The organism is Nonomuraea sp. NPDC049480, from assembly GCF_044465905.1.
In the GTDB taxonomy this organism is placed as follows: Bacteria; Actinomycetota; Actinomycetes; order Streptosporangiales; family Streptosporangiaceae; genus Nonomuraea.
The window spans coordinates 1-16624 of the sequence record NZ_JBITMD010000032.1; the positions used below are offsets into that span (position 1 = coordinate 1).

General features: G+C 68.9%; 27 protein-coding genes. 15 read left to right on the forward strand and 12 right to left on the reverse strand.

Annotation, left to right across the window (positions count from 1 at the left end):
* Window positions 1-150 precede the first annotated feature (150 nt).
* Both ACIBX3_RS51720 and ACIBX3_RS51725 read left to right on the forward strand, forming a co-directional pair.
* Complete coding sequence (locus tag ACIBX3_RS51720; RefSeq protein WP_397128146.1) at window positions 151-645, forward strand: SMI1/KNR4 family protein; 495 nt, start codon at window positions 151-153, stop codon at window positions 643-645.
* Window positions 646-1173: 528 nt separating this feature from the next.
* Window positions 1174-2151, forward strand: coding sequence for a tyrosine-type recombinase/integrase (locus ACIBX3_RS51725; protein ID WP_397128147.1), 978 nt, complete (start codon window positions 1174-1176; stop codon window positions 2149-2151).
* A gap of 357 nt (window positions 2152-2508) precedes the next feature.
* Here ACIBX3_RS51725 and ACIBX3_RS51730 read toward each other — a convergent pair whose 3' ends face one another.
* The 3 genes from ACIBX3_RS51730 to ACIBX3_RS51740 are packed head-to-tail and all read right to left on the reverse strand — an operon-like array spanning window position 2509 to window position 4158.
* On the reverse strand, window positions 2509-3378 hold the full coding sequence (locus tag ACIBX3_RS51730; RefSeq protein ID WP_397128148.1) for a helix-turn-helix domain-containing protein: 870 nt from the start codon (window positions 3376-3378) through the stop codon (window positions 2509-2511).
* A gap of 16 nt (window positions 3379-3394) precedes the next feature.
* A complete protein-coding gene (locus tag ACIBX3_RS51735; RefSeq protein WP_397128149.1) occupies window positions 3395-3946 on the reverse strand; it encodes a DUF6879 family protein in 552 nt (183 codons plus the stop codon).
* On the reverse strand, window positions 3943-4158 hold the full coding sequence (locus ACIBX3_RS51740; RefSeq protein WP_397128150.1) for a hypothetical protein: 216 nt from the start codon (window positions 4156-4158) through the stop codon (window positions 3943-3945). The genes ACIBX3_RS51735 and ACIBX3_RS51740 overlap by 4 nt, the downstream gene beginning before the upstream one ends.
* Window positions 4159-4481: 323 nt before the next feature.
* Here ACIBX3_RS51740 and ACIBX3_RS51745 point away from each other — a divergent pair, with 323 nt between their 5' ends.
* The 13 genes from ACIBX3_RS51745 (at window position 4482) to ACIBX3_RS51805 (ending at window position 11588) form a co-directional block, all read left to right on the forward strand.
* Entirely contained in the window at window positions 4482-4646 is a 165-nt protein-coding gene (locus ACIBX3_RS51745) for a helix-turn-helix domain-containing protein (protein WP_397128151.1), read from the forward strand.
* A gap of 109 nt (window positions 4647-4755) precedes the next feature.
* Window positions 4756-5082, forward strand: coding sequence for a hypothetical protein (locus ACIBX3_RS51750; RefSeq protein WP_397128152.1), 327 nt, complete (start codon window positions 4756-4758; stop codon window positions 5080-5082).
* A complete protein-coding gene (locus tag ACIBX3_RS51755) occupies window positions 5079-5390 on the forward strand; it encodes a hypothetical protein (protein WP_397128153.1) in 312 nt (103 codons plus the stop codon). The genes ACIBX3_RS51750 and ACIBX3_RS51755 overlap by 4 nt, the downstream gene beginning before the upstream one ends.
* Window positions 5387-5581, forward strand: coding sequence for a hypothetical protein (locus ACIBX3_RS51760; RefSeq protein WP_397128154.1), 195 nt, complete (start codon window positions 5387-5389; stop codon window positions 5579-5581). The genes ACIBX3_RS51755 and ACIBX3_RS51760 overlap by 4 nt, the downstream gene beginning before the upstream one ends.
* Window positions 5578-6015 (forward strand): SsgA family sporulation/cell division regulator, encoded by a 438-nt coding sequence (locus tag ACIBX3_RS51765; protein ID WP_397128155.1) that lies wholly within the window; start codon window positions 5578-5580, stop codon window positions 6013-6015. Before ACIBX3_RS51760 ends, ACIBX3_RS51765 begins: the two co-directional genes overlap by 4 nt.
* Window positions 6012-6260, forward strand: coding sequence for a hypothetical protein (locus ACIBX3_RS51770; RefSeq protein ID WP_397128156.1), 249 nt, complete (start codon window positions 6012-6014; stop codon window positions 6258-6260). The genes ACIBX3_RS51765 and ACIBX3_RS51770 overlap by 4 nt, the downstream gene beginning before the upstream one ends.
* Window positions 6257-7063, forward strand: a complete 807-nt coding sequence (locus ACIBX3_RS51775; RefSeq protein WP_397128157.1) for a M48 family metalloprotease — start codon at window positions 6257-6259, stop codon at window positions 7061-7063. Before ACIBX3_RS51770 ends, ACIBX3_RS51775 begins: the two co-directional genes overlap by 4 nt.
* Window positions 7064-7139: 76 nt before the next feature.
* Window positions 7140-8087, forward strand: coding sequence for a DUF2637 domain-containing protein (locus tag ACIBX3_RS51780; protein WP_397128158.1), 948 nt, complete (start codon window positions 7140-7142; stop codon window positions 8085-8087).
* Window positions 8084-8302 carry a hypothetical protein gene (locus ACIBX3_RS51785; RefSeq protein ID WP_397128159.1) on the forward strand — a complete coding sequence of 73 codons (219 nt, stop codon included), beginning with the start codon at window positions 8084-8086 and terminating at the stop codon, window positions 8300-8302. Before ACIBX3_RS51780 ends, ACIBX3_RS51785 begins: the two co-directional genes overlap by 4 nt.
* Window positions 8299-8517, forward strand: coding sequence for a hypothetical protein (locus ACIBX3_RS51790; RefSeq protein ID WP_397128160.1), 219 nt, complete (start codon window positions 8299-8301; stop codon window positions 8515-8517). Before ACIBX3_RS51785 ends, ACIBX3_RS51790 begins: the two co-directional genes overlap by 4 nt.
* A complete protein-coding gene (locus tag ACIBX3_RS51795; RefSeq protein ID WP_397128161.1) occupies window positions 8514-8900 on the forward strand; it encodes a hypothetical protein in 387 nt (128 codons plus the stop codon). The genes ACIBX3_RS51790 and ACIBX3_RS51795 overlap by 4 nt, the downstream gene beginning before the upstream one ends.
* Complete coding sequence (locus ACIBX3_RS51800) at window positions 8900-10918, forward strand: hypothetical protein (protein WP_397128162.1); 2019 nt, start codon at window positions 8900-8902, stop codon at window positions 10916-10918. Before ACIBX3_RS51795 ends, ACIBX3_RS51800 begins: the two co-directional genes overlap by 1 nt.
* Before the next feature lie 181 nt (window positions 10919-11099).
* Window positions 11100-11588, forward strand: coding sequence for a hypothetical protein (locus ACIBX3_RS51805; protein ID WP_397128163.1), 489 nt, complete (start codon window positions 11100-11102; stop codon window positions 11586-11588).
* Window positions 11589-11935: 347 nt separating this feature from the next.
* Here the strand turns inward: ACIBX3_RS51805 and ACIBX3_RS51810 are convergent, their stop codons facing one another.
* From ACIBX3_RS51810 to ACIBX3_RS51850, 9 genes are all read right to left on the reverse strand, one after another.
* The gene (locus ACIBX3_RS51810; protein WP_397128164.1) at window positions 11936-12310 is read right to left on the reverse strand and encodes a hypothetical protein; all 375 of its coding nucleotides are present in this window, start codon (window positions 12308-12310) and stop codon (window positions 11936-11938) included.
* Between the two features lie 75 nt (window positions 12311-12385).
* Window positions 12386-12949 carry a hypothetical protein gene (locus ACIBX3_RS51815; RefSeq protein ID WP_397128165.1) on the reverse strand — a complete coding sequence of 188 codons (564 nt, stop codon included), beginning with the start codon at window positions 12947-12949 and terminating at the stop codon, window positions 12386-12388.
* Between the two features lie 120 nt (window positions 12950-13069).
* Window positions 13070-13873, reverse strand: a complete 804-nt coding sequence (locus ACIBX3_RS51820) for an N-acetylmuramoyl-L-alanine amidase (protein WP_397128166.1) — start codon at window positions 13871-13873, stop codon at window positions 13070-13072.
* A 22-nt stretch (window positions 13874-13895) separates the two neighbouring features.
* The gene (locus ACIBX3_RS51825) at window positions 13896-14360 is read right to left on the reverse strand and encodes a hypothetical protein (protein WP_397128167.1); all 465 of its coding nucleotides are present in this window, start codon (window positions 14358-14360) and stop codon (window positions 13896-13898) included.
* On the reverse strand, window positions 14357-14887 hold the full coding sequence (locus ACIBX3_RS51830; RefSeq protein ID WP_397128168.1) for a hypothetical protein: 531 nt from the start codon (window positions 14885-14887) through the stop codon (window positions 14357-14359). The genes ACIBX3_RS51825 and ACIBX3_RS51830 overlap by 4 nt, the downstream gene beginning before the upstream one ends.
* Complete coding sequence (locus tag ACIBX3_RS51835) at window positions 14887-15210, reverse strand: hypothetical protein (protein ID WP_397128169.1); 324 nt, start codon at window positions 15208-15210, stop codon at window positions 14887-14889. The genes ACIBX3_RS51830 and ACIBX3_RS51835 overlap by 1 nt, the downstream gene beginning before the upstream one ends.
* On the reverse strand, window positions 15200-15595 hold the full coding sequence (locus tag ACIBX3_RS51840; RefSeq protein WP_397128170.1) for a hypothetical protein: 396 nt from the start codon (window positions 15593-15595) through the stop codon (window positions 15200-15202). Before ACIBX3_RS51840 ends, ACIBX3_RS51835 begins: the two co-directional genes overlap by 11 nt.
* The gene (locus ACIBX3_RS51845) at window positions 15592-16110 is read right to left on the reverse strand and encodes a hypothetical protein (RefSeq protein WP_397128171.1); all 519 of its coding nucleotides are present in this window, start codon (window positions 16108-16110) and stop codon (window positions 15592-15594) included. The genes ACIBX3_RS51840 and ACIBX3_RS51845 overlap by 4 nt, the downstream gene beginning before the upstream one ends.
* Window positions 16110-16622: a hypothetical protein gene (locus ACIBX3_RS51850; RefSeq protein WP_397128172.1), complete on the reverse strand. Its 513-nt coding sequence runs from the start codon at window positions 16620-16622 to the stop codon at window positions 16110-16112. Before ACIBX3_RS51850 ends, ACIBX3_RS51845 begins: the two co-directional genes overlap by 1 nt.
* Between the last annotated feature and the right edge of the window lie 2 nt (window positions 16623-16624).

Genomic DNA, 16624 nt, shown 5'->3' on the forward strand with positions numbered 1-16624 from the left:
CTGAACGCCTTCGCCATCACCTTCGAAGGCCGCCTGACCCCGGCCACCCGATAGACCCAGTCAAGATTGAGATACACCGATCACTGGACAGACCCTCCGGGGATGGCGAACATGTCTGAAAGTTTCGCATTGCCCACTGCCCTGGCCGAGGTGGCCGAGGTCGGCTTCGAGTGGGAATGGGACGAGGAAACCGACGAGGCCCGTGGCTGTGACTTCGAGCTATACGACCAGTTCGAGGAGCCCGACCGGACGGCGTGGTGGTTCCGCCTGTGGACCGGCAACCAAGAGGCCGACGGCAGCGAGTTCCGCTTCTTCGGCACGACCGGGGCGGGTGACTACACCGGCTTCTGGCTGGTACGGCCAGATGTGGCGATCACTGACCAGCCCGTCGTCTACATCGGCTCCGAGGGGGAGCACGGTCTGATCGCCCGCAATCTCGGCGACCTCCTCTGGCTGTTCGCCGCCGGCCTGGGCCCCGCCGAGGTCTTCTCGGACCCCGACTCCACGGCACAGCCGAACGAGGCATTCCGTACCATCGCTGAGCGATACGCACCCGGCGGCCGCCGTTCCCCAACCCAGATCGTGACTGCCGCACGAGCAGAGTTACCGCATTTTTCGGATCTCATCGACTCGATGTGCCGCTGAGCGGGACTCACCTGGCCTTTGGGGTCCGACTTAGAAGACACCCACCAATGCCTGTTCATGGCACAGCGCTCAGGCGGTTGTTCTCTCGTGCGGCGAGCACACCCGTGTGCGCCCCTCCCGTGGACGACGCCCCAGCCGAAGACTCCTAGTGGCCACGGTCATACTCCCACCAGCACGGCGATCAGCCACGTTTTCGGTGAGCCAGGGTGAGGAACGAACCCTGGATCGTCGATCGCCCCCAGCCATGCACGGTGGCCAGCCACATCGTGGCGATCGTAAGGGCTGTATCTGTGCGGCGGCGCGGCGACCCCGGTCGGAGCGTCCGGTCCGTACGGCGGGGCTGGCGTGCGGTGCCCGGCCCGGTGTCCCGCCGCCGTCCGGGACCGGCCCCCAGGCCGCACGCCCGGACGGAGGGCGGGCGGAGGGCCGGGGGTACGGCGGCGCGCCGCGCCGCCGCTTGATGGTAAGCGGAACCGTAAGACGGTCTACGGCAAGACAGAGCGTGAGGTTCTCGAAAAGCTCGCGGAGTTGCGGGACGCTCAGCGGAAGGGGCAGAACCTCGCGGCTCGGCCTCGGAGTTTCGCCGAATGGCTGGACGAGTGGATCGAGATGAAGACCCGCCAGGGCACCCGGCCTCTGACGCTCCGCGGCTACCGGCAACTCATCGCCGACCACATCAAGCCCGCCCTCGGCAAGAAGAAGCTCGACAAGCTCTCACCGACCGACGTGCGTCGGCTCGTCGAGGCCAAGGCGGACTCGGGCTTGAAGGCGGCCACGGTCAAGCAGATCCACGGGCTGATCAGGAACGCGCTCGCCGATGCGGAACGGGAAGAGCTGGTGCATCGCAACGTGGCCAAGCTCGTCAAGCCTCCGTCCATCCGACGAGAGGAGGCACGGGTCCTGACGATCGAGGAGGCCAAGAAGTTGCTGAACGCGATCAAGGACGACCGGCTCGAAGCGTTCTGGATCTGCGCTCTCACGCTCGGTCTGCGGCGCGGCGAACTGCTCGGCCTCCGCTGGGCCGACATCGATTTCGGCAACGGGCACCTCACCGTACGGCAGACCCTCCAGCGGGCTGACGGAAGCCTCCAACTCGTCGATCCGAAGACCGATCGCTCCCGCCGTACCGTTCCCGTTCCGGAGCCGACCCTGGCCGCGCTCCGCAAGCACCGGCGCGCACAGGCCGCCGAGCAACTGGCGGCGGGGGAGCGGTGGAAGGACCACGGACTCGTGTTCTCCACGTCCATCGGCACCCCGCTGGAGCCGGGAAACCTCAGTACCCGGTGGCGCAGGGCAAGGGGGAAGGCCGGCCTCGACTGGCTGCGCCTCCACGATCTGCGTCACGCCTGCGCGTCGTACCTCCTGGCCTGCGGTGCCTCTCCGCGAACGGTCATGAAGACGCTGGGCCACAGCCAGATCGCACTGACCATGAACACCTACGCGCACGTGCTCCCCGACATCGAACGGGCGGCGGTCGACGCGGTCGCCAAGCAGCTCTTCGGATGACCCTCAACACGACCAAAGGGCCGGGCTCCCATCAGCGGGAATCCGGCCCTCTTGGCTGTAAAAGCTGGCTGTACGACCTCGCCAAACAAGATCGAGCAGAGGTGTTTGGGCTGGTAGGGCGCCCGGGGCTCGAACCCGGAACCTACGGATTAAAAGTCCCCAGCGAACCATGTCGGCCCATATCGGATGATGTCATTCGCCAGCGTTTGTGCTGGTAGGCGAATTGCGGCCACACCGGATGATGTCAGAAAGACCGCCTCCGATCAGGGGTGTACGGAACTGCCGGTCTCCCTACGGTCTCCCCCTGGCAACGAGAGAGCCCCGGCGCGGCTGGCGCCGGGGCTCTTCCGCTTCTCGCTATGAGACGTGTCGGACGTCCCTGGCGACGCGGTCCAGGAGTTCCCGAGCCTCGTCTCCGTAGAGGGCATTCGCTGCGAGGCGATCCATGACCGTGGTGTAGATCTCCACATCCTTCGGGTTACTGATGGTGAGCTCGGCATGGGTCACTTCGGCAAACGCGCACCGGTCGCCGTCCTCGGCGTCGTCGTAGATAGCGAACTCGCTCCACCCGATCGCGGTCTGGATAACCCGGTCGAAGGGGAGGAGCCCGATGGTGACGTTGTCGAGGGTGGCGAGAGACGCGATGCGCCCCATCTGCTCGACCAGGATCCCGACGGGCCCCGGCGGTCGAGCACGTAGGGCGCCTTCGGTGATGAGGAACTCGAACTGCCGGCTTGTGTCGTAGAGGATCTCTTGGCGTTGGATCCGTCGCGCTACGGCCGCTGTGTGGTCTTGCACGCCAGTTATATCGGCAACTTGGATCACTCGGCGGGCGTACTCGGGGGTTTGCAGCAGGCCGGGCACGAGGATGGGTTCGAAGCTTCGTAGGCGGCGGGCCTGCTCCTCGAGTTTGCCGATACGGTCCTGCAGGTGGTCGCTGTCGCGGTGCGCTGCCCGCCACGTGACGACCTCGGTGTAGGCCGCTTCTGCGAGCTGAACGAGCCGGTCACGCACTTCGGTGGAGGCGTTGCTTGCCTCCGCCCAAGTGTTGATCTCTTCCGTGGTGGGAACTCTGACGCCGCGCTCGACTCGGGAGACGGACGACTGGGCAACTCCCAGGATGGCGGCGACGTCCCGACCGCTGAGGCCGGCCAGTTCCCGAAGCTTCCGTAGTTCAGCTCCGAGGTATTCGCGCTGGCCGCGCGGTTCGGGCTCGCCGGTCGCCATCCCGCTCCTTCCGTCGTTAGCTGGCGTGCCAGTGGCTGGCGCTGCGGGCCATGAAGGCGTTGAGAGGCATAGCCGCCGTCCAAGCCATCTCGCGAGCCTTCTGGTACTCGGCCAGCCGGTCAGGGTCAGTGACGAGGTCACTGCCGACGTAACGTCCATCGTCGTCGTACTGCATGGTCAGGCCGTACGCGTCCGGGGTCCCGCCGTCGAACAGCCAGAAGTCCTCTTGCAACTCAGCCATCTCAGGGTGATCGCGGCGGATCGCCACACGGATCTCTTCGCCAGCGGCGGCATTCTCCAGGTATCCCGCGAACTCGAACTCGAGGTAGGGAGACAGAGGGAGATCCACGAGGTGGACGCGTGACCAGTACTTGCCTGCCGCCGTGGTGACGGCGATGCGCCGAAGCCACGGTGAGGTGCGGACTGACCGATCCGGAAGTGGATGCCCCTGTTGCCAGAGATGCATGTCGGCGTCTTCGTCCGGGACGGTGTAGTGCTGCCGAGCTTCGAGCCGGAACACGGACGTCGTGAACCGGTCGAAGCAGGCATTGAACTCTTCGGGTGTCACTGAGGCGCCCCAACGCGAAGCTGCTCGGCGTACTTGAGGATCAGATCGCGAGGGACGCGGACCATGGCCTCGCCGTCGGGCAGTCCCTCGGCCGGCTCGGTGTAGCCCTGGATCCGGATGTCGGGGCTGCTGGGGTCCGTGTCGTGAACGGTGGGGCACTGTCCGTCTCGGCAGTCAACGATGCTGGCGTCGTCGCCGCTCGGAATGCTCATGTGCTCCATGATCGACCCTCCTGAGTCTGTGAGTCTAGGGCATCCAGCCCTCAGTCCCATGGTGAGGCCCACCCTTTTGGTGTCAAGTCTGACGAACGTTGCTGGTAGATGCGGACATCCGCGCTGTCCACCACGGTTCGCGCGAACTGCGCCTTGACGTGTGAACCAGAATGAGTCACAGTCAAGGGCAGTTGAACCAGAACGAGTCAGGCGGCGATGGGACGGGATGTCCGTTTTCCGAGGCGCACGGACTCGATGATCAGAAGGGAAGCGCCCCCGTGCGCAGTGACCTCGCTCAGCGCCGTCAACGGCGGGAATCCCTCATGAAGCCCGAAGACGTGGCGAGCGTGTTCAACGTCAACACCCGCACGGTGGTCCGTTGGGCAAAGTCGGGGCGCCTGCCCTACGTGCCAACGCCCACCGGGCACTACCGGTTTCGCCCCACCGATGTCGACGCTCTGCTCGACGCCCCCGTCGAGGTGGCCTGAGATGGCCGGAACCTCCCCTGACATGCGAAAGACGGCCCCCGCCTACCAAGCTTTGGGCCGCCCGTCGCATGTCCCCGACAACACCGGAGACGAAAGGAACGTCCCCATCATGGCACAGCAGAAGCACCTTGTGCCCGCCCAGCGGCGCCCGGAGTCCGCCCACGCGCCCTTCTGCACCAACCACGACGAGGGCATGGACGCGTGCACCGCAGCCGACATCGCCATCCCTGGCCCGGCACCGTACGGCCTCACGGCCGACCCGTACGTCGGACTGATGAGCACCCCCGACGATGGCGCCCGCATCCTCGTCTACTGCGGCGACGAGCCGCTCGCCGTCGACGACGCGGAGCGGTTCGCGTACGCCATCCTGTGCCAGGTCGCCCGCGGCCGCGGCCTCACCCCCGCCCCCGGAACGCTCGCGGCGGTGGCCCGGTGACGCCGACGAGCCGATGCCGCATCCCGTGGTGCATCTCGACGCACAAGGCCGACCGCGGCCACTACGGGCACAGCACCACTGTCGCCGGGGTAACCGTCACCCCGGCGCAGGGGTTCGTCGACGGCGCGTTCTGGTCGCCGCTCATCCGCACCGCCTTCCCGGTCGACGGGCAGCCGCGCGAGCTTGACCTGTCGCCGCAGCTCGCCCGCGACCTGGCCGACATGCTGGCAGCGGTCGGCCCGGAGTGGGTGGAAGCGTTCTGCGACGCCCTCCGCGCGGCCGCCGACACCCTTGGCGGTGCCGCATGAGCCAGCCCACCACCGTCACGCTGTCCGTCGAGCAGGTGCAGCAGCTCGCCGACGACGCCATGCGCGTCTTCACGAAGGCCAACCGGCTGCTCATGGCGGCCGGGGTCGACATCGCCCCGCCCACCCACTCCGCCGACCCGTCCGCGCAGGTGGTCGACCTGGCCGCCTACCGGCAGAGGAGGTCGGCATGATCGCTCGCACTGTCCACAAGCTGTTCACCCGCACCATCCGCAAGCCGATCATCCTGTGGGACGCCGCGGCGCACGACGAGCAGCCGTACTTCTGCATGCTCGTTTACCAAAAGAGCGACCCGTTCGCGGTCAAACTCCTCGTCCCCAGCCACGCCACCGGCAAGGTCGCCGAGGTCGTGTTCGCTCGCGGCCTGCTCATCGACGGCGTCGACGGGCCGGCCGGTGACGGCGCGGTGCGGGTTGAGCCGCACATCGTGGACCGCGACTACACCACGCTCACCCTGCCTCTGACCCGCGACGGCAAGGAGTTCTTCACCGAGAGAGCTCCGCTGCTGGACTTCGTCACCGAGACGTGCGCGCTGGTGCCGTCCGGTCGCGAACGGCCCCGGGTGACCGCCGAACTGGACCGCTGGCTGGCGGGGGTGACCGCATGAACGACACCATCCGCACTCTTCTCGTCCTCGCCGCATGCGGAGTTGGCGGCGGGATGCTCTATCTCGCCATGGAGCTCACTTTCGACGCGATCTGCGCGGCGCTCCGCTGGAGCCGCAAGCCGTTCAAGGTCGTCGGCCATGACTTCGGCACCGGCATGGTCGCCGTGCGCTGGCGCGACGACCCCGACCGCACTCACTGGGTCACCCCCGCCCACCTCGCCCAGCAGAAGGGCATGCACCGATGAACACCGACCGCATCGAGTCCCGCTTGGCCGGCCTGGTCTGGCGCGTCCAGCACGTCGGCCGCATGGCCGCCATCAGCGTCGTGATCGACCCCGACCTCGACGACAACGCCTACACGGTCGAAGGCCACCGCTGCGGACACGCCCCGCTGATCGCCGTCGGCCGGGACCTGCTGGACGATGACCGCTTCGACGCGCTGACCGGCACGCTCGCGCACGAGTTGGCGCACCGGGACCTCGCCCACCACAAGCGGCAGTTGCCGGACTGGCTGGCCGTCGCACGTGACCTGATCGGCGTCGGCGGCACCTACGCCGCACTCACCGCGGTCCTCACCCCGGGCTGGACCGGCTGGTCTTGGGCGGCGGCCCTACTGTTCGCCGCCATGGTGGCGCTGGCCGCGCTGCGGGCGAGGGTGATGCAGACGGAGGAGTACGACGCCGACGCCCGCGCCGTTGAGATCCTCGACGCCAACGACCTGCCCGGCCGAGAGATCGTCACGGCCATGCTCACCGACACCGCCAGGCCGTACGACGCTCGGCACACCTGGGTCGGGTGGATGTTCAGCAGCCACCCGAGCGAAGCCGACCGCATCAACGTGATCGCCAGTGGTCGCCGCGCTGCCCGCCTGGACTGGCGCACCGCGCTGTGCTGCGTGGCCACCGGCGAACGCCTGCTCACCCGCGCCCACCGAACCGCCCACCGGGCCATGAACGGCAAGGCGCGGCGCTGCCGGCCGGGTTGGTGGCACCTGCCGCCGGTGTGGTGGCGGCCGCTCGACTGGAGCGACTACCGCCGCAACCGCTGAAAGCCGGTCCCCGGCAGGTGACCCAACCACCGGCCGGGGACCTCAATCTGTCCCCGATCAAGAGGAGATCCAGACTGTGAATCGGAACCCTACCGAGCCGACCGGGCGACCGGTCGAACCGGTCTCTGGCCGCCCGGTCGCCGGGCTGGCCACGCGCCGGGTCGCCATCGCCGTCGTGTCGGTGATCGCCGCCGTGGCCGCGTACGTCAGCTTCCGCCACCAGCACGGCCTGGCCATCACGGCAGGCGAGCCGACCACCACCGCGTGGACGCTGCCCGTCCTGATCGACGGCGTCATCATCATGGGGTCGCTCGTCATGCTCGACGCGTCCCGCCGCGGCGACAAGGCGCCGTGGCTGGCCCGCCTCGCGCTGATCGCCGGCGCTGTCGCCACCCTGGCCGCGAATGTCGCGCACGGCTGGTCCGGCGGACTGGCGTCAAGCCTGATCAGCGCGGTCGCGCCCATCGTGCTCGTGGTCGCGTACGAACTGCTGATGGGCATGCTGCGCCGCACCCCGCGCCCGGCCGCAGAGTCCGCGCCTGAGCCGATTGAGGAGCGTACCGAGGACGTGCCCGCCGTGGTGGTCGAGGCCTCGCCGCCGGTGCCGACGTCGGCCGAGGAGGCGGCCAGAGCCGCGTACGAGGCGAGCGTGCGCGTGCACGAGCCGCTGTCGGAGCGGAAGCTGGCCGACCGGTTCAAGCTGACCCGCGGCCAGGCCCGGACCATCATCGGCGAGGCGGTCGCTGCGGTGGTCGCCGAGCTGCAGCGCGTGCAGGGTTCGCTGCCGCAGGCCGACCACATCGCCGACCGGTTCGGCGTCACTGAGCGGCGCGCGGCCGAAATCATCGGCGCGCGGCTGACCGAGGAGGCGCAAGAGATCCTCGCCGAGCGGCCCGTCGAGCCGGTCGAGGAGACCGTCGACGCTGAGGAGATCCCCGCCCCCCGATGGGGCGATCGCCTGGCCGTGGCGAGCACTGACCGGCCCGCACTGACGTCCGTCAACGGCTCGGGGGGTGCCGCGTGACGCGCCTGAACCGTCCCGTGAGAGGGCTGAACAGCCTCATGTCGTCCGCTATGGCGAGCGTGGCCGTGATGGTCACCGCCGTGGCGCTGGCGTGGGCGCTGTTCGGCTGGCCGCCCGTGCAGTTCGGGCTGACGCTGGTCGGAACCGTCGTCGTCCTGTCCGGTCTCGAGCGGGCGCTGTTCCGGGCGGGCCGCAGGCGAGGGGGCCGCCGATGATCCGCGTCGATGTCCCGGCCTCAGTCCGTGTCGCGGCGATGCTCGCCGTCGCCTACCTGCTGGCCGCGCTGACCATGCTCGGTCACCTGGTCGTCCTGGTGGCGGGCGCCATCGACGCGCTCGTCACCGCCTACGTGGGCTTGCCCCGGCTCGCCTACGCCGTCCGCCGCATCGTAGAGGTGGTGCGGGAAACCGCACGAGAGGAGGGGCTGTGAACGCCCCGAACGGCAAGAACCGCATCCCCGAACTGGCCACCATCCCGTGGTCAGGGCCGCGCTCCATCACCGACTACGCCCGCGTCGGCCGGAGCCTGTGCCGCGACCTGGGCGAAGAGTTCGCGATGGGTTCCGACGAGCTGTACGCGGTGCTCATCCGCTCGTTCAAGGGTCACCCGCTGCTGGCCATGGTCGGCGCCCCCGACGTGCGCCGGCGCGCCAAGCGCGTCATCAAGCGGCTCAAGCGCGCCGCCGAGCTGCAGCGCGGGGCGGGGGTGGAGCTGGTGAAGTTCCATGCCCAGTTCCGCAAGGAGTTCGTGGACATCCTGCCGCAGGCCAAGCCTGAGCAGCGGCCGTCCACCTTCAAGTGGGAGGACGACTGATGGCCACCCGCACCACCAGCAGCGAGGTCGCGACCGTCGAAGAATCGACCATGGCCAAGGTCGCCGCCAAGGGTGTGTCCAAGCTGATGACGCTCGTCACCCCGTGGATCGTGGGCGTCTTCGGGTTCGGCCTCGCCACCGCGCTGCACTTCATCCTGTACAGCCCCGAGGCGATCGGCGCCTGGTCGAGCGTGGTCACCATCTGCGTGCTGATTCTGACCGGCGTCACCTACGGCCAGTCGCATGCCCGCGGCCCGTGGGGTCGGACGCACACCACCGCATCGACGTTCCTGGCCGGCATGTGGACGGTCGCCGTGGTCAACCTCGGCCCCGGCCATCCCGTGCTGTGGCGGCTCGGCGTGCTCGGCGGCATCACCATGGCGTTGACGTGGAACATTCGCAGCGTCATCCGCATGAAGGGCTGGGACGAGCCCGGCACCGTGTCCGATCCGCTGTCGTTCCTGTTCGGGCGCGGCGCCGACCGGGCCGGCATGAAGGCGGTGGAGGCCCGCACCGTCAAGGCCACCGCGCACAAGGTCGAGGGCGAGGTGCAGCTCGAGCAGGGCCGCCACACCGCGGACGACCTGCAGAAGAAGGTCGCCTACATCGAGTCCGGGATTCCGCTGCCGCCGGGCAGCATCACCACCGCGATCGACCCGGACGACGCTTCCAAGGCCAAGGTCACCATCAGCGACCCGCGCGTGATGAAGCACCCGATCATCTGGCCTGGCCCGTCCCGGCCGGGCCTGTCGATCGCAGACCCGATCCGTCTCGGGCTGTGGCAGGACCTCGACGAGATCGAATATGTGATCGTCGGTCACCACCTACAGGTGATGGGGCAGACCGGTTCCGGTAAGAGCATCGGCGGCGCCTGGAACTTCCTCGCCGAAGTCGTCACCCGCTATGACGTCGCCGTGTTCGCCGCGGACATCACCAAGGGCAAGCAGACGCTCGGCCCGCTGGAGGAGTCGCTGCACCGGTTCGAGACGACCAAGGCCGGCGTCAAGAAGATGTTCGCCGAGTTGCAGGCGCAGATCAAGCCGCGTACCAACTACCTGGCCAGCAAGGGCCTGCAGAAGTGGGTCAAGGGCTGCGGCCTGACGTACTGGATCGTGTGGCTGGAGGAGTTCCCGGACATCTTCGACTGCCTGACCGACAAGGAGCAGGAAGAGTTCCTGTCCATGCTGAAGGCGATCAGGTCAGCGGGAGGCACGATCGTGATGAGCTTGCAGCGCTCGGACTACAGCCAGATGCCCACCATCGCCCGCGGCCAGCTCGCCAAGATGTGCTTTGGCGTGGACTCGCCCGGCGACGCCTCGTTCGGGCTGTCGGAGCGGCAGCAGGACGCCGGCGCCCGGCCGGAGCTGTGGACGAACGCGCAGCCCGGCATGGCATACCTGGACGCCCCCGGCATCGACGACGGCCGGATCGCTATGCCACTGCGCACGTTCGCGTGGGGCATGCGCGGCGGCCAGTTCGACGACGAGCGGGCCAACACGGCGATGCGTGAGCACGCTGCCCGCTGGCCGGCCGCGGGCAAGCGGGTGGATCCGACGACGGCTGAACTGTCCCGGCTCTCCGACGGTGGGCGGGTGGCGCCCACGTTCCCGGCCGAGCTGGAGGAGAGCGAGGAGGATGACGACGTGAGCGGCGTGACCAGCGAGTATCAGACGGTCGACGACCCCGACCCCGAGGTTGAGGCGGGCCTCGACGATGAGATCGGCGATCTGGACGAGGGCGAGCCGCCGCTGACGTTCGCCCCGCCCGCGCAGACCATGACGGCCGAGCAGCGCGGAGCGGCGCTGATGGAGCGGCTGCAGGACCTCTACGACGACGGCGCCCGCGACTTCTCCTCCGGCGACCTCAAGCCGCTGTGGGAGAGCACGGACATGTCCCGCTCGTGGGTGCAGAAGCAGCTCAAACGGCTCCTGCAGGCGGGCGTGCTCGGCGGCTACGACGAGGAGGCGCAGCGCTACCTGATGCCGCAGCGGCCAGAACTGGGAGAGGCGGCGGCCTGATGTGCACCGCCCTGCTGTCCTACAGGAGCAACGCCAACAAGGACCCCCGGTGTGAGCCTGACGGCCACGCCTGGGGTCCCTGGTGGCCGCGCATCGTCGACCCGCGGATGTGGTTCCGCCGGTGCGGACGGTGCAGCGCGGAGGGGCTCATCTACTGCGCCAGCGGAAGGATGTGCGCGCCATGGACCCGCTGAGGCTCACCCCCGGCCAGTGGCGCACCCTGCGCTACCTGGTCACCTACACCGCCAGCGCGGCCCGGGTCGGCTTCCGGGCTTCCCAGCTTCGCGAGCGCACCGGCGTCACTGACGACGAGCTCGGCGGCCTGGCCGATCTCGGGCACGTCGCCGGCCGTCTGCATGGCAGCACCGAATCCCCGCTGCCGAGCATCGTCATCACCGCCCGCGCCAATGCGAAGCTGCGCATTCACCTCACCAATGCGGGTAAGAAAGCGGCACGCGAGATCACGCCCGCCTTGCGCGCTCTGGAAATGCTGCTCGTCTACGGCCCGATGACCGTCGAGGACGTGCGGCACGACGCCGCGGTGAGCGATGACATGCTCGAGCGACTGTTTCGGCGCGGGTATCTGCGCCGTGAGTGTGACGAGAACGAGGCGTTGCTGCTGTCGCTCACCTCGACTGGCCGCGCATACGCCGAGCCCTACAGCGCATGAGGGCTACCCGTGGCACCCCCTCTCCCTGCCACGGGCGGGGGGCTGGGGGGAGGGTTACAGGTCGGAGGGGGTGCCACGAACCGTGGCACCCCCCTCGTGGCACCCCCGTGGCACCGGTCGTGGCACCGGTGGCAGCAAGATCAATAAGGGTGCGCGCCTCTCCCACGCGCAGCCGTGCGCGCGACGTGATCGCGCACGAACAAAGAGCCCCCGGCCACCGCGATGGTGGACGGGGGCTCACTCGTGTCTGCAGGGCGGCCGGGATGGTCAGTCCCGGCCGCCCGCGCGCCGCCGTGGGCATGGCGGCGATCGACCCGCGCCGGGTGGGCAACCGGCGCGGGACGCTCTCACATCGACGTGACGTTCTTGTCGGAGTGCACGCCCGGGTGCCCGTTCGGCGTCACCGACGGCGACACGTGCATCCGCATGATGAATCCGACCAGCGCGGCCGCCGCGGCGTTCAGCAGCGACACCTGCTCGGCGCCCAGCCCGAGGCCGAAGCCGACAGCGAGCGCAATCAGGGCTTGGATAGCGCCCATCAGCAGCGGCACCGGGAACGGCTGCACCGCGAACGCCGCCACCAGGGCGAGCACCGCGGCGGCAGCGCCGTTGATGAGGCCGACCTGCTCGCCGCTGACCGGCAGGCCGATGCCGACGGCGAGCGCGAGCACGGTCTGGATGAGGGTGAGCCACAGGGCGGGCTCACGGCCGAGGATTCGCATACGCCCCTCCTGGAGGCTTGGACATGACGAAGCCCCGGGCCACGGTGGCGCCGGGGCGGCAGACGAGCGGGGACGTCAGCGCACGTAGTAGCCGTTCCAGAACTCGTACGACTTGGACTCGGCGGCAGCGCCCTTGACGATCCACACCGTCTCCCACGGGCCGGTGCCGGACGCGGGCGCGTTGTTGTTCAGGACGTGGCCGTTGTAGCCGCACCGCGGGTCGGAGTCCTTGAACAGCTTGTACGTGCGGCCGTCGAGCACGTCGGTGCCTGCGCCCACGTACACCCGGATGGCGTGGCGGGGCGGCAGCATGACCGCGCCGTCAGCGCCCGGGGCGACGCCGGGCAGCGCGGTGACGGTGTAGGCGTTGCAGCCGGTCGTCGCAGCCCGGTCGGCGTTGGCGTGCGCCCAGGAGTCTTCAACGCGCAGGCCCTTCACGTCGACGGGCTCGCGGCCGACGTTGACGACGTCGACGTACTCCTTGTTCCGGTTGCCGGGGACGTCGGCGCCGGGCGCGTTGTAGCTGATGGTGCCGACGACGAGCCCGGGAACGTCCGCCGCAGCGGACGCGACGCTGGGGCCGGCCAGCCCGACCGCGATGAGCACGACCGCGAGGGCCGCGACGATGCGCTTGAGCATGAGGGTGCTCCTACTCGGTATCGCCCGGCCGGCCGATCCGGTCCGGGTCTTCCTTCGCCTCTCTGGGCGGGTCCGCAGCCTCGAGCAGCGGCCACCAGCGGGCGAACAGACCGTCCACGGCTACGCGACGCGCAGCAAGTGCGGCCAGGTCTGCGGGCCAACCCAGCCATCGGCGTCAAGGCCCTCGACGCTCTGGAACGCCTTCACGAGCTCGACGAGCTCGGGGTCGGCCTTGGTCCTGTTGAGCCACGCCTCCAGGCCCGACGTGGCATAGATGGGCGCGGGCACGCGACCCCGGGCGAACAGGCAGCCCCGAACGGTCTTCACGTCGTAGTTGTCGGCGTTCGGCCCAATCAGCGGCAGATCCTTCACGATCTCCTCCGTCCACGAGGGGGCGGGCGCGGAGGGGCCTCCTGCGAGCAGCACGGCCACCCCAGCGCGGAACTTGTCCATGTCGATGCCGCGCGGATCCGGCTTGGAGGTGTTGACCTCGCGATGCGCCTTCACCCGGGCGGCACTCAGTCCAAACTCGCGGCAGATCTCGGCGCACAAGGCGATGTACGCGTCCACCTGGACGGCCGGCCACGGCTGCGACCCCGAGTTCTCCGCCTCGATGCCGATCGAGCTGGAGTTGTCGTGCCATGGCGACGTTGACGGTGCGTTGTGCCAGCACCGCCCGGCTGCGATCACATAGATCCGGCCGGACCGGCCGAGGCCGAACTGCGACAGCGGCCCGTCGAGGCCTGGCCTGCCGGACCGCACCACGTTCAAGGACGGGTAGTCGCCGCCGGCGGCGGGGCCTGCGGTGTGGTGGCAGACGATGCCTTGCACCTCGGGTTGCGGGCCGTGGCCGCGCGTGCGCCAGCCCGACACTTCGGTCACCGGATAGCCGGTGCGGTAGGCGACGGCGGCGAGCTTGGTCAACCACGGCATGAGATGGGCCTTTCTACAGGTGGTACGCGAGCTTGAACTCGGCGAGCGTGAGCTTCACCGACGTAGAGGCGTTGTGCTTGACCATCAGCCCGATCGGGGTTCCCGGGTGGACGAACATGCCCCAGGTCTTGGCGATGTACTGGCCGCCCGGCGTGATGGCCCGGTCCTCCGTGCACGTCGAGTCGTAGCCGGTGGACAGGTTGAGCGGGTCACGGACGAACCGGTCACGCAGCTCGGTGTAGTCGTCGGCCTCCCAGTACATGAGGGCGTACAGGTCGGCCCAAGCGTCATGCTGCGGCCAGATCAGGCCTGAACGCTCGTCCGGGTAGACGGAGGTAGCGCCGTCCGGCTGGGCCGGGTCGTGCATGCCGTGGGCGTCGTAGGACTCGGTCCCGTACGGGAACCGCACCAGGTAGTAGTCCGTGGTGATGGGGATGGTCTGCGTGTTGGCCAGCAGGCTGCACACGTACGCGGTCACGGTGGCGCTCCTTCGCACTGATAGGCGGTCGAGTCGGGCTCGATGGGCCGGCACGTGTAGGTGACGCCCTCGTGCGTAAAGGTCCACCCGGCTGGCGGCGGGCCGGTCTCGCCGCGTTCCCCCTTGGGGCCGGGCACGGTCGAGTCCTCGCCCGGTTCGCCCTTGGGTCCGGGCGGGCCGGTGATGGCCGCGCCCGGCTCGCCCTTCTGACCTGGCACGCCGTCCTTGCCATCGACGCCGTCCTTGCCGTCTCTTCCGTCCCGGCCTGGTCGTCCACTTGGGCCCGCTGGTCCGGCGGGCCCCGGGATGCCGCGCTCGCCCTGGGGCCCCGCTGAAGGGGAGACCAGCGGCGTGCCGCCGAGCCGCTCAACCTGGTCAGAGAGGATCTGCCGGTCGTCCTCGGCCTGGCGGAGCTGGGCGCCGAACGAGTGGATCTGAACCGAGATCACGGCGACGAGCACTGCCACCAGGCCAGCACCAGCCAGCACCAGCCAGTTCCGGCGCAGACTGCGGACGTGCGCGCCCATCAGCCGCCGCCCCTGGCCGCTAGCCAGATCTGCACAACGATGCCTGCCAGCACCAGCAACGCAGGGAGGATCCCGGCGTAGAACGCCTGCCTGACGTTGGACGTGCGCTTTTCCGCCGCGGCGTCGAGCAACGCCCGGACGGCCTTGATGTCGTCAGCCAGTGTGCGCCGGAAGTCCTCAAGGTCGCGCTCGATCTCAATGAAGCGCCGCTCGGCGAGCCGCTGGTCGGCGAGGTATTCGGCGCGCTGCACCAGTTGGGCGAGCATCGCGGTCATTCCATCCAGGCGGCGGGACAGTTCGCCCAGCGTCGGCTCATCGGCCATCGCCGGCCTGCATGCCGTCCGCCGGCGATTCCGGTGCCTGGCGGAGCTTGCGCAGTTCCGACTCCAGGTTGCGGATGCGCCGGTCCCGGACGTCCTTCGGATCGTCTGGCTTCCGCGCGGCTGGCAGGGCGCGGCCGCGCTTGGCGAACAGGTCGCGCTTCTTGGCCTCGAGCGTCTCGTGGGTGTCCTTGTCGTCCCGGGTGACGCGGTCGTCCTGGTCCAGCGGCGCGGCGCAGTCCGGGTTGGGGCAGGTGTCGGGGTAGACGCCGGTTTCGGCCATGTAGTCGCGGCCGAAGGTGTGCTTGCAGCCGCACGCCTCGCAGAAGTAGATCACTGACACCAGGTCGGCGGGCAGGTCGGCGGCGAGTGCCTGAGTTTTCGTCATGAGATCCTCGTCAGCAGCATCATCGAGTTGGCCCGTACGAACGTCGCGTTGGCGCTGGAGGCGAGCTGAGCCCACGTCAGCACAAACGTGCCGCTGGTGGCCGCGACCCGCAGAATCCCCTTGTGGAGGCCGCACAGGATCGTGGAGTTGTTGGTGATCCCGCCGTGCGAGGGCGTGGAGCCGATGCTCTGCACGGTGCGGCTGACCGGGTCCACCGTGTCGGCGGGGCTGGAACCGAACCCGTCGCTGACCCAGTCGAGCGTCGCGCCGGACGGGCCGTCCCAGTCCACCTTCAGGTCGCCGGCCGGGTCTGCGCTGTAGATGAGGAACATCTCCAGGTAGTAGTCGGTGTTGGCGCTGACCGACACGGAGAAGTCGTTGTCCGGCTGCAGCACGGTGGTGCTCGTGACCGACTCGTCTGACGGTTTGACGATCGCGTTCTGCTGGACGAAGTACTGCGTCATCTCCGCGGCGTCCATGACCTCGTTTGTGGAGAAGGTCTTGAATCCGGGCATCAGGGCATCATCCTCACGCAGCGGATGAACGAGTTGGCGAACAGCCGGGTGGCGGTGGCGCTGGAGGTGCCTTGCGCCCACTCCAGGCGGAACGTGCCGCCGGTCGAGCTCACCCGGATGATGCCGGCGACGTGGACGGCCGTTGTGGTGCCGGACGCGACGGTGCCCATGATGGTGGTGGTCGCGCCGACCTTCCAGTTCCGGTCGACGATGTCCACCGTGGCGGCCGTGGCGGACTGCAGGCCGTTGGCCAGCCACCGGATCGTGCCTGAGGGGACGATCCACTGCAGCCGGAAGTCGCCGGCCGCGGCCCCGTCGGTGAGCAGCAGCCCGTCTAGCCAGTAGTTGGTGTTGGCGTTGAGCGTCATCGACAGGTGGTCGTCGACCTGGGGCGACGTCGAGGACGTGACGGACTCGGTGGCGGTCTTGCGGGCGACCTGCTGCTGGGCAAGGTAGGCGTTGGCGTCTGCGCTGGTCAGGTATTCGTTGACGCTGAAGGTCTTGAAGCCCATCG

Bases quoted from the DNA above. Each gene is read 5' to 3' on its own strand.
- ACIBX3_RS51775 (WP_397128157.1), top strand. From the start codon at position 6,257: ATGAACACCGACCGCATCGAGTCCCGCTTGGCCGGCCTGGTCTGGCGC.
- ACIBX3_RS51790 (WP_397128160.1), top strand. From the start codon at position 8,299: ATGATCCGCGTCGATGTCCCGGCCTCAGTCCGTGTCGCGGCGATGCTC.
- ACIBX3_RS51760 (WP_397128154.1), top strand. From the start codon at position 5,387: ATGAGCCAGCCCACCACCGTCACGCTGTCCGTCGAGCAGGTGCAGCAG.
- ACIBX3_RS51765 (WP_397128155.1), top strand. From the start codon at position 5,578: ATGATCGCTCGCACTGTCCACAAGCTGTTCACCCGCACCATCCGCAAG.
- ACIBX3_RS51740 (WP_397128150.1), bottom strand. From the start codon at position 4,158: ATGAGCATTCCGAGCGGCGACGACGCCAGCATCGTTGACTGCCGAGAC.
- ACIBX3_RS51730 (WP_397128148.1), bottom strand. From the start codon at position 3,378: ATGGCGACCGGCGAGCCCGAACCGCGCGGCCAGCGCGAATACCTCGGA.
- ACIBX3_RS51835 (WP_397128169.1), bottom strand. From the start codon at position 15,210: ATGGCCGATGAGCCGACGCTGGGCGAACTGTCCCGCCGCCTGGATGGA.
- ACIBX3_RS51840 (WP_397128170.1), bottom strand. From the start codon at position 15,595: ATGACGAAAACTCAGGCACTCGCCGCCGACCTGCCCGCCGACCTGGTG.
- ACIBX3_RS51845 (WP_397128171.1), bottom strand. From the start codon at position 16,110: ATGCCCGGATTCAAGACCTTCTCCACAAACGAGGTCATGGACGCCGCG.
- ACIBX3_RS51830 (WP_397128168.1), bottom strand. From the start codon at position 14,887: ATGGGCGCGCACGTCCGCAGTCTGCGCCGGAACTGGCTGGTGCTGGCT.
- ACIBX3_RS51810 (WP_397128164.1), bottom strand. From the start codon at position 12,310: ATGCGAATCCTCGGCCGTGAGCCCGCCCTGTGGCTCACCCTCATCCAG.
- ACIBX3_RS51800 (WP_397128162.1), top strand. From the start codon at position 8,900: ATGGCCACCCGCACCACCAGCAGCGAGGTCGCGACCGTCGAAGAATCG.
- ACIBX3_RS51805 (WP_397128163.1), top strand. From the start codon at position 11,100: ATGGACCCGCTGAGGCTCACCCCCGGCCAGTGGCGCACCCTGCGCTAC.
- ACIBX3_RS51850 (WP_397128172.1), bottom strand. From the start codon at position 16,622: ATGGGCTTCAAGACCTTCAGCGTCAACGAATACCTGACCAGCGCAGAC.
- ACIBX3_RS51750 (WP_397128152.1), top strand. From the start codon at position 4,756: ATGGCACAGCAGAAGCACCTTGTGCCCGCCCAGCGGCGCCCGGAGTCC.
- ACIBX3_RS51770 (WP_397128156.1), top strand. From the start codon at position 6,012: ATGAACGACACCATCCGCACTCTTCTCGTCCTCGCCGCATGCGGAGTT.
- ACIBX3_RS51815 (WP_397128165.1), bottom strand. From the start codon at position 12,949: ATGCTCAAGCGCATCGTCGCGGCCCTCGCGGTCGTGCTCATCGCGGTC.
- ACIBX3_RS51745 (WP_397128151.1), top strand. From the start codon at position 4,482: ATGAAGCCCGAAGACGTGGCGAGCGTGTTCAACGTCAACACCCGCACG.